Origin of the sequence: Streptomyces sp. 15-116A (genome assembly GCF_025290915.1) — a bacterium.
Taxonomy (GTDB): Bacteria; Actinomycetota; Actinomycetes; order Streptomycetales; family Streptomycetaceae; genus Streptomyces.
The window spans coordinates 1-12175 of sequence record NZ_JAOCQE010000192.1; the positions used below are offsets into that span (position 1 = coordinate 1).

The 12175-nt window shown below is 74.1% G+C and carries 11 protein-coding genes and 1 pseudogene; 7 read left to right on the forward strand and 5 right to left on the reverse strand.

Features of this window, described 5'->3' with window-relative positions:
* The 3 genes from N4P33_RS25065 to N4P33_RS25075 form a co-directional block, all read left to right on the forward strand.
* On the forward strand, positions 1 to 740 hold a 740-nt coding region (locus N4P33_RS25065; protein ID WP_260829011.1), incomplete at its 5' end, for a glycosyltransferase.
* Positions 737 to 1942: a glycosyltransferase gene (locus N4P33_RS25070; protein WP_260829012.1), complete on the forward strand. Its 1206-nt coding sequence runs from the start codon at positions 737 to 739 to the stop codon at positions 1940 to 1942. The genes N4P33_RS25065 and N4P33_RS25070, both read left to right, overlap by 4 nt.
* Positions 1939 to 2799: an SGNH/GDSL hydrolase family protein gene (locus N4P33_RS25075; protein WP_260829013.1), complete on the forward strand. Its 861-nt coding sequence runs from the start codon at positions 1939 to 1941 to the stop codon at positions 2797 to 2799. The genes N4P33_RS25070 and N4P33_RS25075 overlap by 4 nt, the downstream gene beginning before the upstream one ends.
* Before the next feature lie 137 nt (positions 2800 to 2936).
* On the opposite strand, the gene N4P33_RS25080 is transcribed toward N4P33_RS25075, so the two are convergent.
* The 5 genes from N4P33_RS25080 to N4P33_RS25100 are packed head-to-tail and all read right to left on the reverse strand — an operon-like array spanning position 2937 to position 7405.
* On the reverse strand, positions 2937 to 3806 hold the full coding sequence (locus tag N4P33_RS25080; protein ID WP_260829014.1) for a biotin-dependent carboxyltransferase family protein: 870 nt from the start codon (positions 3804 to 3806) through the stop codon (positions 2937 to 2939).
* Complete coding sequence (locus tag N4P33_RS25085; RefSeq protein WP_260829015.1) at positions 3803 to 4468, reverse strand: allophanate hydrolase subunit 1; 666 nt, start codon at positions 4466 to 4468, stop codon at positions 3803 to 3805. The genes N4P33_RS25080 and N4P33_RS25085 overlap by 4 nt, the downstream gene beginning before the upstream one ends.
* Positions 4465 to 5223 (reverse strand): LamB/YcsF family protein, encoded by a 759-nt coding sequence (locus tag N4P33_RS25090; protein WP_260829016.1) that lies wholly within the window; start codon positions 5221 to 5223, stop codon positions 4465 to 4467. The genes N4P33_RS25085 and N4P33_RS25090 overlap by 4 nt, the downstream gene beginning before the upstream one ends.
* 20 nt (positions 5224 to 5243) lie before the next feature.
* On the reverse strand, positions 5244 to 6089 hold the full coding sequence (locus N4P33_RS25095; protein WP_260829017.1) for a putative hydro-lyase: 846 nt from the start codon (positions 6087 to 6089) through the stop codon (positions 5244 to 5246).
* Complete coding sequence (locus tag N4P33_RS25100) at positions 6086 to 7405, reverse strand: MFS transporter (RefSeq protein ID WP_260829018.1); 1320 nt, start codon at positions 7403 to 7405, stop codon at positions 6086 to 6088. Before N4P33_RS25100 ends, N4P33_RS25095 begins: the two co-directional genes overlap by 4 nt.
* Positions 7406 to 7552: 147 nt before the next feature.
* Between N4P33_RS25100 and N4P33_RS25105 the strand changes: the two genes are divergently transcribed.
* The 4 genes and pseudogenes from N4P33_RS25105 to N4P33_RS25120 form a co-directional block, all read left to right on the forward strand.
* Positions 7553 to 8257, forward strand: a complete 705-nt coding sequence (locus N4P33_RS25105; RefSeq protein WP_260829019.1) for a GntR family transcriptional regulator — start codon at positions 7553 to 7555, stop codon at positions 8255 to 8257.
* 60 nt (positions 8258 to 8317) lie between these two features.
* Positions 8318 to 9829 carry a hypothetical protein gene (locus N4P33_RS25110; RefSeq protein WP_260829020.1) on the forward strand — a complete coding sequence of 504 codons (1512 nt, stop codon included), beginning with the start codon at positions 8318 to 8320 and terminating at the stop codon, positions 9827 to 9829.
* A gap of 133 nt (positions 9830 to 9962) precedes the next feature.
* Complete coding sequence (locus tag N4P33_RS25115) at positions 9963 to 10844, forward strand: hypothetical protein (RefSeq protein ID WP_260829021.1); 882 nt, start codon at positions 9963 to 9965, stop codon at positions 10842 to 10844.
* Between the two features lie 56 nt (positions 10845 to 10900).
* Positions 10901 to 12175 (forward strand): annotated as a pseudogene (locus N4P33_RS25120) (hypothetical protein); the annotation flags it as partial.

Here is a 12175-nt window from a genome sequence, read left to right on the forward strand (position 1 = left end):
TGGGCGCCGGCGAGGCGGCGGCCTGGCGGCGGATCCGCTCCGTGCACGCCGCCGCCGACCTCACCCTCGCCCCGTCCGGTGCCGCCCTGCGCGACCTGGAGGCGCACGGTGTGCCCCGCGTCAAGCTGTGGCCGCGCGGCGTCGACACCGAGCGCTTCCGGCCCGACCGGCGCGACGAGACGCTGCGCCGCGCCCTCGCCCCGAACGGTGAGCTGATCGTCGGCTACGTCGGCCGGCTCGCCCCCGAGAAGCAGGTCGAGCTGCTGGGCGGGGTCTGCGGCCTGCCCGGCGTGCGGGTCGTCGTCGTGGGCGACGGGCCCAGCCGGCCGGGGCTCGAGCAGTCACTGCCCGGCGCCGTCTTCCTGGGCCGTCGTACCGGTGAGGAACTCGGCCGGATCTTCGCCTCGCTGGACGTCTTCGTGCACACCGGTCCCTTCGAGACCTTCTGCCAGACCGTGCAGGAGGCCATGGCGAGCGGGGTGCCGGTGGTGGCGCCCGCCGTGGGCGGACCCCTCGACCTGGTCGCCCACGGGCACACCGGGCTGCTCGTCCCGCCACGCGACGCCGACGCCGTACGTGACGCGGTGGCCGCCCTGGCCGCCGACCCCGGGCTGCGGGCGTCCTACGGCGCTGCCGGGCGCGCGATGGTCGAGGGGCGCACCTGGGCGGCCGTCGGCGACCTGCTGATCGGGCACTACGCGGACGTGCTCGCCGGACGCAGGACGACGGTGGCGGCATGAAGCGGCTCGTCCGGAACGCCGCCCCGCTGCGCATCGTGCGGCTCGCCAACTTCGTCGCCCCCGCCTCCGGAGGGCTGCGCACCGCGCTGCGGGAGCTCGGCAAGGGATACCGGGCGGCGGGACACGAACCGGTGCTCGTCGTCCCCGGTGAGCGGGAGAGCGACCGCCAGACCGAGCAGGGAAGGGTCATCACCCTGCCGGGGCCGCTGCTGCCCGGCACCGGCGGCTACCGCGTCCTCACCGACAGGCGGCGGATCGCCGGCCTGCTCGAGGAACTCGCCCCCGACCGCCTGGAGGTGTCCGACCGCACCACTTTGCGCTGGACCGGCCGGTGGGCGCGGCGGGAGCGGATCCCGGCGGTCATGGTCTCCCACGAGACCGCCGACGGCGTGTTGCGCACCTGGGGCCTGCCCGAGGGCGCCGCCCGGCGCGCCGCCGACGCCCTCAACACCCGGACGGCGCACACCTACGCGCGCGTGGTGTGCACCACCGAGTTCGCCGCGCGGGAGTTCGTGCGCATCGGCGCGCGCAACGTCGTACGCGCCCCGCTCGGCGTCGACCTCGTCGAGCGGCACCCGGCGCTGCGCGATCCGGGCGTGCGGGAGCGGTACGCGCGCGTGGGGGAGACGCTGCTGGTGATGTGTTCCCGGCTGTCCGTGGAGAAGCGGCCCGGTACGGCACTGGACGCCCTCCAGGCGCTGCGGGCGCGCGGGCGGCGGGCGGTGCTGGTGGTGGCCGGGGACGGTCCGCTGCGGGCGCGGCTCGAATTGCGCGCGCGGGAGCACGGCCTGCCGGTCGTCTTCATGGGCCACGTCCGCGACCGGGGGTTCCTCGGCGCGCTGCAGGCCTCCGCCGACGTGTGTCTGGCGCCCGGCCCCGCCGAGACCTTCGGGCTGTCCGCCCTGGAGGCCATGGCGTGCGGCACGCCGGTGGTGGCGAGCGCGTCGTCGGCGCTGCCGGAGGTGATCGGCTCGGCCGGAGCCGTCGCGGACGACCGGGGCGAGGCGTTCGCGGACGCCGTCGAACTGGTCCTGGCCGCGCGGGAGAACGACCGGCGGGAAGCGGCACGCGCGCGTGCGGAGTGCTTCGGATGGAACACCGCCGTCGCCGCCTTCCTCGCTGCGCACGACGCACCGGGCGCCGGTGTCCGCGCCGAACACTCCGTTCCCCTGCGGCCCGTGATGCCGGGAGGGCCGAGATGAGACCCACGCGGTTCGTGGCCCTCGGGGACTCACTCACCGAGGGCGTCGGGGATCGCGTCGAGGGCCGGTGGCGGGGCTGGGCGGCCCTGCTCGCCGAGTCCCTGGGCCGGTCGCCCCGCACGGAGGCCCTGCGGTTCACCAACCTCGCGGTGAGCGGGGCCCAGACGCACGACGTCCTCGAACGCCAGCTGCCCGCCGCGCTCGCCCTGCGGCCCGACCTGGTGTCCGTCGTCGTCGGCGTCAACGACACCCTGCGCCGCACCTTCGACATCCGCGCGGTGGCGGCCCGGCTCGACGAGGTGTACGCCGCCTGCACCGGACAGGGCGCCGTGCTGCTCACCGCCTGTCTGCCCGACCCCGGGGGCATGCTGGGGCTGCCGGGGGCGCTGGCCCGCCCGCTGGCCCGGCGGCAGCGGGCCGTGAACACCGTGGTCCACGCGCTGTCCGAGCGGTACGGGGCGGTCCATCTGCACGCGTGCGAGGGCGACTGGATCACCGACCGTGCGATGTGGAGCGCGGACCGGCTGCATCCCGGTGAGCGAGGGCACCGCCAACTGGCGCACCGCTTCCATGCGTTGCTGGCGGAACACGGTCTCGCCTCGGGCGCGGCGCCCTCGCTGGAGCCCGAGTCACCGGCTCCGACCGCTCGGGCGAGCCTGTGGTGGCTGGCCACGGCCGGGACCGGCTGGGTGGCCCGCCGCTGCACCGACCTGCTGCCGCAGCTGCTCATGCTCGCCGCCGACGAGGTACGCCACCACGCGCGCGGTACGAGCATCCGGCTCGACCTGCGTGCGTCGGCCGCGGTGTCCGCGGCGCTGGCGGCACTGGTGGGGGATCAGCGGCAAGGGGTTGCTTGAGGGCGGGCGGTGTGTCTGTGGACCGTCCAGGGGGCTCCGCCCCCTGGACCCCCGGCCTATGCCCACCCGCCACCCGACTCGGTCGGCTGCGAGGGACCCGCATGGCGACTCGGTCGGCTGAGAGGGGCCCGCGTGGGTCAGCGGCGTCGGACGGCCACGAAGCGGACGGGGGTGCCGGGGCGTGCCTGGGCGGCGGACGGGAGGTCGGCGGGGTGGGCGACCGCGATCACCGGGTAGCCGCCGGTGGTCGGGTGGTCGGCCAGGAACACCACCGGTGTGCCGTCCGGCGGTACCTGGACCGCCCCCAGCACCATGCCCTCGCTGGCCAGTTCGCCGGACCGGGACCGTTGCAGCGCGGGCCCGGTCGTGCGCAGGCCGATGCGGTTGCTCGCCGGTGAGACGTGATACGTGCGAGAGGTGAAGGCGCGGAGTGCCTCGCGTGTGAACCAGTCGTCGCGCGGGCCGAGCGTCACCCGCAGGACGAGTTCGGCGGGGGGCGCCGGCTGCGGGGCGACATCCACGCGCGCGTGGTGCGTGAGCGGGGCCCCGAGCGGGAGCACCGCACCGTCCGTGAGCGGTGCCGGGCCGAGCCCCGACAGCAGATCGGTGGAGCGGCTGCCGAGCACCGGCTCGACGGCGATCCCACCGGAGACGGCCACGTACGCGCGTACCCCACACATCGCCGCACCGACGTCCAGCAACGCCCCGGCGGGCACGCGCACCGGCGCACCCCAGGCAACCGGGCGCCCGTCCACGCTGACCGGACAGGGCGCCCCGGTGACCGCCACGGTGACGGCCGAACGAGGGCGCAGGGAGCACCCGTCGAGGGTGGTCTCCAGGACGGCCGTCTCCGGGCCGTTCCCGGCCAGCCGATTGGCCAGCGCCGCCGCCGGACCGTCGAGGGCACCGGACCGAGGCACCCCGAGATGGGCGTGCCCGGGTCGGCCCCGGTCCTGCACGGTGGTCAGCGCACCCGCCCGCACGACGGCGAGCGCACGGTCCGTCATGCCGCACCTGCCGGCCCGGCCATCGCGTCCGCCCCTCCCGCGGCTCCCGTCCCGTCCACCGGAACGAAGCGCACGCGGGTGCCGGGGGAGAGCAGGGCCGCCGGGGTGCGGGTGTGGTCCCACAGGACGGTGTCCGTCGTCCCGATGAGCTGCCAGCCGCCGGGGGACGAGCGCGGGTACACGCCGGTGTAGGGGCCCGCCAGGGCCACCGAGCCCGCCGGGACGGTGGTCCGCGGAGTCGAGCGGCGCGGGACGTCGTAGCGCGGCGGCAGCCCCGTCAGATAGCCGAAGCCGGGGGCGAAGCCGCAGAAGGCGACCCGGAACCCGGTGCCCGCGTGGATGCGGGCGACCTCGTGCACGGGGACGCCCCAGTGCGCGGCGACGTCGGCCAGGTCGGGGCCGTCGTAGCGCACCGGGATCTCGACGGTCTCCCCCGCGCGCGGAGGCACGGGCGGGATGTCCGCGGCGGTCAGTTCGGCGGCGGTGCGGTGCGGGTCGGGCAGGCCGTCGAGGAGGACCGTGCGGGCCGCCGGGACGATCTCGCCGACCCGCAGCGAGCCCTCCGCGCGGCGCCGCAGCAGCTCCGCGTGGAGCGCCTGCGCCTCCTCGCCCGAGGACACCTCGACGAGCAGGGCGTCCCCGCCGACGGGCAGCACCCTCATGCGAAGGCCTCCACCCGCACGCCCGACGCCGCCAGCCGCTCACGGACCCGGCGCGCCAGATCGACCGCCCCGGGCGTGTCACCGTGCAGGCACAGCGACCGCGCCCGCACCTCGATCCGCCGCCCCGACCGCGCCTCCACCTCACCCGAGCGGGCCAGGCCCAGCGAGCGCACCACGACCGCCTCCGGGTCGGTGAGCACCGCGCCCTCCTCGCCGCGCGGTACGAGCGTGCCCTCGTCGGTGTACGCGCGGTCCGCGAACGCCTCGGTGACGGCCGGCAGCCCCGCCTTGCCGGCGAGCTCCAGCAGCCGCGAGCCGGGCAGGCCGAGCACGGGCAGCGCGGCGTCCGCGAGGAGCACCCCGTCGACGACCGCGCCCGCCTGTGCCTCGTCGTGCACCACCCGGTTGTACAGCGCCCCATGCGGTTTGACGTACGCCACGCGGGAGCCCGCCGCGCGGGCGAACACCTGGAGCGCGCCGATCTGGTAGGCCACCTCGGCCGCCAGTTCGGCGGGCGGCACGTCCATCGCACGCCGACCGAAACCGGCGAGGTCCCGGTAGGAGACCTGCGCGCCGATCCGCACCCCCCGCTCCGCCGCCAGCTCGCACACCCGGCGCATGGTGGCCGCGTCGCCCGCGTGGAAGCCGCAGGCCACATTGGCGCTCGTCACGACGGACAGCAGCCGTTCGTCGTCGGTGAGCCGCCAGCGGCCGAAGCCCTCGCCCAGGTCGGCGTTGAGATCGATCGAGGTCATGGATCCTTCGTGTCTCCTGATCAGGCCACGCGGTACTGGTCGTCGCGGGCGTCGGTGAGGAACATCCGGCCCGGCGCGTGGGTGATCGCGAACGGCGGACGCGAGGCCATGACCGCCGCCTGCGGGGTCACCCCGCAGGCCCAGAACACCGGGATGTCGTCGGGCGCCGGCTCCACCGGATCGCCGAAGTCGGGGCTGCCGAGGTCGTCGATGCCGAGCGCCGAGGGATCGCCGCAGTGCACAGGACCGCCGTGCACCGCCGGCATCAGACCGCTCTCCCGGATCGCCGCCGACAGATGCCGCGGCGGCACCGGCCGCATGGACACCACCATGGGCCCGCGCAGCCGCCCCGCCGGACGGCACTGCCAACTCGTCACGTACATCGGCACATTGCGGTCCTGCTCGATGTGGCGCAGCGGGACACCCGCGGCGGCGAGCGCCCACTCGAAGGTGAAGCTGCACCCGATCAGGAACGACACCAGATCGTCCCGCCAGTGCGCCCGCACATCCGTCGGCTCGTCCACCAGCTCGCCGTGCTCCCACACCCGGTAGCGCGGCAGATCGGTGCGCAGATCCGCGCCCTCGGCGAGCACGGTGGTCACCGATCCCGCGTCCGTGACGTCCAGGACGGGACAGGGCCTGGGGTTGCGCTGGCAGAAGAGCAGCATGTCGTACGCCCAGTCGGCGGGCACCGCGATCAGATTGGCCTGGGTGTGCCCCGCCGCGACACCGGCCGTGGGACCCGTGAGCCCGTCCCGGAAGCGCGCGCGTGCCGTGGCCGGGCTCCACGCGTGCGCGTGCTCGTCGACGAGGGTGACGGGGCGGTCGTCGATGCGGTCGTGGGTGCGGTCGTGGGTGCGGTTCACACCAGTTCCTTCCCGCGCGTCTCCGGCAGTCCCAGCAGCGCCAGCGCCGCCAGCCCGTAGCCGATCGCGCCGAACACCAGCGCGCCGCCCACGCCCCAGCTGTCGGCCAGGAAACCCACCGTCGTGGGGAAGACGGCGCCCACCGCGCGTCCGGTGTTGTACGTGAAGCCCTGTCCCGTGCCGCGCACGGCCGTCGGGTACAGCTCGCTCAGATAGGAGCCGAAGCCGCTGAAGATGGCCGACATGCAGAAGCCGAGCGGGAAACCGAGCACGAGCACCAGGGAGTCGGCGCCGCTCGGCAGGTTCGCGTACACCAGGATGCAGATCGCCGAGAGCAGCGCGAACAGCCAGATGTTGCGGCGGCGGCCCAGCCGGTCGGTGAGATAGCCGCCGGTGAGGTAGCCGATGAAGGCACCCGAGATGAGGAACGTCAGATAGCCGCCGGTGCCCACGACCGACAGCTCCCGCTCGGTCTTGAGGTACGTCGGCACCCAGGTGGCGAGGGTGTAGTAGCCGCCCTGCACACCGGTGGAGAGCAGCACCGCGAACACGGTGGTGCGCAGCAGGCCCGGGGACCCGTCCCGGCCGGGCCGGAAGATGGCCGAGAACGAGCCCTTCCGCGGGCTCTGTTCGCGCGCGGCGGTCGCCTTGGGGGCGTCGTGCACACTGCGCCGCACCCACACCACGAGCACGGCCGGCAGCGCGCCGGTCCAGAACATCACCCGCCAGGCCAGGTCGTCGGCGACGAACGTGAAGACCATCGTGTACACGATCACGGCGAGTCCCCAGCCGACGGCCCACGAACTCTGGATCGCGCCGAGCGTGCGGCCCCGGTGCTTCGCGCTCGCGTACTCGGCGACCAGGATCGCGCCGACCGCCCACTCGCCGCCGAAGCCCAGGCCCTGCAGCGCGCGGAACACCAGCAGGGTCTCGTAGTTGGGCGCGAAGCCGCAGGCGACGGTGAACACCGCGTACGTGATGACCGTCAGCAGCAGCGCCTTGACCCGGCCCACCCGGTCCGCCAGCACGCCCGCGAGGGCGCCGCCGATCGCCGAGACGACCAGGGTGACGGTGGTGAGCAGACCGGTCTGACCGCTGTTCAGGCCGAAGTACGCCGACAGCGCGACCATCGTCAGCGGCAGCGTGAAGTAGTCGTACGAGTCCAGGGCATAGCCGCCGAACGCGCCGCCGAAGGCGCGCCGGCCGCGTGGTCCGAGCGCGCGCAGCCAGCCGAACGCCCCGTCGTCGGTGGGGTGTTCCGCCGGGGCGGGGCGTGCGGAGTCGGTCAGGGACCGCGGTGGAGGGGTCGTGCTCATGGGCACCTCGCAGAGGGGGGACGGAGGGTGCGTGCGGGGGATGAGCGGGGAAGTGAGCCGTGCCGTGCCCAGCAAGGTAGAGGATCGTTGAACGATCCTTCAATACCCATGTTGTCTCGCCCTTCCGTGTGCGATTGAATTCCGGGCATGGCAGAGCAGCTGAGGGGACTGGCCGACGACCGCGCCCTGTTGGGCCGTACCAGCACCGCGGAACGGGTCTCGGACATCCTCAGGAGCCGGATCGCCGAGGGGTACTTCCCGCCCGGGACGCGGCTGTCGGAGGACAGCATCGGCGGGGCGCTCGGCGTCTCGCGCAACACGCTGCGGGAGGCGTTCCGGCTGCTCACGCACGAGCGGCTGCTCGTCCACGAGCTGAACCGGGGCGTCTTCGTGCGGGTGCTGACCGTCGAGGACGTCGAGGACATCTACCGCACCCGCCGGCTCGTCGAGTGCGCCGTCGTCCGCGGCCTGGGCAAGCCGCCGTACGAGCTCGACGGGCTCGCCGGAGCGGTCGAGGAGGGGCGCCGGGCGGCGCGTGAAGGTGACTGGAAAGAGGTGGGTACGGCCAATATCCACTTCCACCGGGAACTGGTCGCCCTCGCCGCGAGCGAACGCACCGACGAGCTGATGCGCAGCGTCTTCGCCGAACTGCGGCTGGCCTTCCACGTGGTGGACGAACCGCAGCGGCTGCATGAGCCGTACATCGCGCGAAATGTCGGGATTCTTCAGGCGTTGCAGGCCGGGGAGCGGGACCGCGCCGAGGAACTGCTGGCGGGTTATCTGGACGACTCGCTCCAACGGGTGGTGGACGTGTACCGGCGCAGGGTGGGGGACGAGGGTCCGGGCGCCTGAGCACGGGGTGCATCTGGGTCGTTTGGGTCGTTGTCAGACCGAGGACCTAGTCTGTGCACCGTGACTTCGCCTGCAACGACGGACAGCGTTCCGCCCCAGCTCAGCGCGGGGCCGCGCCCCGCACCGGGCCCGGCCGCCGACGAGGGCCTGGCGCGGCGGCTGCGCGCGCTCGCCTGCACGGCCCCGCTGCACGACCTGGACGCGCGCAAGGCCAACCTGGCCGGCGAGTACTCGGTGTACGGCATGGCGGAGATCGCCCTCGCGGCCATCGACCTCGTCACCCTCAACATGGACTTCGACACGGGCGCCGACCACGACCAGATCGTCGCCCGGCTCATCCCCCGCATCGCCGCCCAGGCCCCGCGCCGCCCCGCCGCCGAGCACGAGCGGGTGGCCCGCTGGGTCCTGGAGAACCTGATCAACGTCGGCAGCGTCGACCGCGGCTTCCGCGCCGTGTACGGCGTCTTCGGCGCCGACGGCACCTACGTCCGCCGCGACTACGACTTCAAGCTGATCGAGGAGGTGCCCGGCCCCGGCGGCGCGGTCTATCTGCGGACCACCGACGAGGCCGTCAACGTCCTCGTCGGCGCCCTGGACACCGACGTCACCAGCGCCCAGATCGCCGCCGAGGTCAAGCTCGAGGTGCTGATCAGCCGCGGCCGGCTCGCCGACGCCCAGCTCGCCGCGGAGCAGGCCCGCTATCGGACCGTCCAGTACTCCGAGACGCTGCGCCGCGCCCTGGAGGCGACCCGGCGCAATGTGCGGGCCGTGGACTGGCTCAGCGCCGTGCCCGACATGATCGCCGAGGCCCTGGACCACGTGGCCGACCGGTACCGCCACGAGAACGCGATCCTCACCAACATCCGCAAGGCCCGCGACGAGTCCGAGGACCCCGAGCACAAGCGCCGCGCCGCCGAGCTGGTGGACATCGTCAAGGACTGCATCCGGCGCCATACGCAGTTGCAGTCCCGGCTGCTGGAGGCGGGCCCGCTGTTCCGCGCCGAACAGGACCGGCAGGCCTTCGCCACGCCCGCGGCGACCTCCGGTACGGACCTGTACGGCCACCTCCTGGCCCCCTCGCTGCCGCTGCCCGTGGAGCAGGCGGTCCGGGTCACCGACGCGTTCTTCGCACACGGCACGGGCATGCGGACGCCGGTGTCCGTGCGGGTCGCCGACCTCGTCGACATACTGCTCACCCCGCCCGTCGAGCGGGAGCACCTCGGTGCGGAGATGCCCGAGCCCGACCTGATCGCCACGCCGGACGACAGCCGCTTCAGCGAGGAGCAGCTGGCTGCGGCGACGGAGCTGCTGGATCTGCCGGCGGACGCGCCGCGGCGGCTGTCGGGGCTGCTGGCGGAGGCGCGGCGGCGGGATCCCGAGCTGCCGTATCTGGTGGCGCTGCTGGCCGTGCACGCGGCGAGCCCGCCGGTGGGGACGGCGGTCCGGCAGGGGGAGCGGAGGCTGTTGTTCGCCGTGGACGACGGTACGGAGCTGGACGATCCGGAGTTCGGGGGTGCGGATCTCATCGTGGGGACCGCGTTGCTGGACGCGGCGGGAACGGAGGCCGCGTGAGGTGTCGGTTCGTGGGCGGCCGCGGATCCGTCGTGGCTGGTCGCGCCCGCGCGGCGGAACCGCATATCGATACCGCCCGCGCCCCTAGGGATGTGGACCTGCCGCTCGTTGTGAAGCTTGAGGAGTTGCCGTCGTGAATGAGCAGGTCGACTGGAGTGAACCGGATGCTCCCGCCCCGGCGGGCAGTGGTGCCGTCACGCCTGCCGATGCCGCCGATGCCGCGCGGCTCGTGGCCTTCGGGCTCCAGCCGAAGCTGCAGCCCGCGCGGGATCAGGAGTACGCGGACCTGCTGCGCCGGTACCGGGAGGACCCTCCGTTCGCGCGGCTCGCGGACGCCGTCGCCACCGGGCTCGGGCTGATCGTGCTGGAGGTCTCCCCGCGCGCGGGGATGGCCGTCACCGCCGCCGAGGACTCGGTGTTCGCCGTGCGCATGGGTGACTACGCGCGCCGGACCTCCGCCGACGGCGGTGACCGGTTCCTGCACGGGCTGGCCCATCTCGCCGTCGCCGCCATGGCCTACCCCCGCCCGGAGGACCTCGCCGACGACGGCTACATCGGACGGGTCACGGTCAACGGAGTCGACGCCTTCGTACGCCAGGCCTGCCACCGTCTGGAGGAGCGCGCGGCCGAACAGGGCGAGAACACCGACCCGGCCAGCGACGCCCCCGGACTCGAGGCGGCCTGGCGCGTCTGGGCCCGGCGCAGCGCGACGGGCGCCACCAAGGACGCGCGCAGACTCGCCGGTTCCACCACCGGCATCGTGGCCAAGGCCGTCACGTTCCTCACCGACTCCGGCTTCCTGCAGCGCACCGGCGACGACCACGGCGGCACCTACCGCACCACGGCCCGCTACCAGCTCCAGGTGCGCGACATGGCGGGCAGCGCCGCCCTGGCCGAACTGCTGGAGCTCGGCGTCGTACCGGTCACCGACGGCACACCGACGCTGCTGCCGCCCGAGGACGGGGACGACCTGGAGCTGGTCGCCGACGCCGGCCTGCCGTTCCACTCGTCCTGACCGCCTCTGACGTCCTTCTGAACCTCCCGTCTCACCCAGCCTTACGAGAGTCCGCCATGTACGAGCTGTCCCGGGTCCGCCTCTACTCCATCGGGCCCGCCGGTGCGCGCTACGCCGACACCGTGCTTGACCTGCGCGGCGTGGGCGAGGTCGTACCCGACCCCGCGCCGACGCAGGCGGAGTTCTTCGAGGAGGAGCCCGCCGGTCCGCCGCGCCGGCCCGCGCCCGCCGGCGTGCTCTTCCTGGAGAACGGCGGCGGCAAGTCCGTCCTGCTCAAGCTGATCTTCTCGGTGATGCTGCCGGGCCACCGCAACACCCTCGGCGGCGCCAGCTCCGGTGTGCTGCGCAAGTTCCTGCTCGCCGACGACTGCGGCCATGTGGCGCTGGAGTGGCAGCACGTGCAGACCGGCGAGTGCGTCGTCGTCGGCAAGGTCAGCGAATGGCGGGGGCGGCAGGTCTCGGGCGACCCGCGCAAGTTCGCCGAGGCCTGGTACTCCTTCCGGCCCGGCCCGGGTCTCAGCCTCGACAATCTCCCGGTCGCCGAGTCCACCGCCGTACGGCCGCCCGCCGAGGGCCAGTCGGGCGCGCGCGGGCGGCGACGCACCATGAAGGGCTTCCGCGACGCCCTCACCGAGGCGGGCAAGACGTACCCGCATCTGGAGGTGCACTGGGAGGAGATCCACGAACGCTGGACCGAACACCTCGGCGACCTCGGACTCGACCCCGAACTCTTCCGCTACCAGCGGGAGATGAACGCCGACGAGGGCGAGGCGGCCGGTCTGTTCGCCGTGAAGAAGGACTCCGACTTCACCGACCTGCTGCTGCGCGCCGTCACCGACACCCGCGACACCGACGGACTGGCCGACCTGGTCAGCGGCTTCGGCAACAAGCTGGGGCGGCGCGCCGAACTGATCGCCGAACGGGACTTCACCGCCGGGTCGGTGGACCTGCTCGGCCGGATCGTCGAGGCGGCCGACGCACGGGCCCGCGCGCGTGACATCCACACGGCCGCCGAGCGCCGCACCCGCACCCTCGCCCGCCGGCTCTCCGCACGCGGCGCCCAGGAGCGCCTCCGGGCGGCCGACCTCGCCCAGCGCGTCACCGCCGCGGCCTACGCGGTGACGCACGCCGAGAGCGCCCGTGAACGCAGCGCCCTGATCTCCGCCGAACTCGCCTACCGCAACGCCTCCCTGGCGCTGGCCGCCGCCGAGAAGTCCGCCGCCGCGCAGAAGCGGGAACTCGCCGACGCGCGCACGCTGTACTCGGCCTGGCAGGCCGCCGAGGCAGTACTGCGCCACCGCGCGGCCGCCGACCGGGTGGCCAGGGTCTCC

What these genes read in the sequence shown, in the direction of transcription:
- N4P33_RS25070 (WP_260829012.1), top strand. Translation starts at nt 737, where the DNA reads ATGAAGCGGCTCGTCCGGAACGCCGCCCCGCTGCGCATCGTGCGGCTC.
- N4P33_RS25075 (WP_260829013.1), top strand. Translation starts at nt 1,939, where the DNA reads ATGAGACCCACGCGGTTCGTGGCCCTCGGGGACTCACTCACCGAGGGC.
- N4P33_RS25080 (WP_260829014.1), bottom strand. Translation starts at nt 3,806, where the DNA reads ATGACGGACCGTGCGCTCGCCGTCGTGCGGGCGGGTGCGCTGACCACC.
- N4P33_RS25085 (WP_260829015.1), bottom strand. Translation starts at nt 4,468, where the DNA reads ATGAGGGTGCTGCCCGTCGGCGGGGACGCCCTGCTCGTCGAGGTGTCC.
- N4P33_RS25090 (WP_260829016.1), bottom strand. Translation starts at nt 5,223, where the DNA reads ATGACCTCGATCGATCTCAACGCCGACCTGGGCGAGGGCTTCGGCCGC.
- N4P33_RS25100 (WP_260829018.1), bottom strand. Translation starts at nt 7,405, where the DNA reads ATGAGCACGACCCCTCCACCGCGGTCCCTGACCGACTCCGCACGCCCC.
- N4P33_RS25105 (WP_260829019.1), top strand. Translation starts at nt 7,553, where the DNA reads ATGGCAGAGCAGCTGAGGGGACTGGCCGACGACCGCGCCCTGTTGGGC.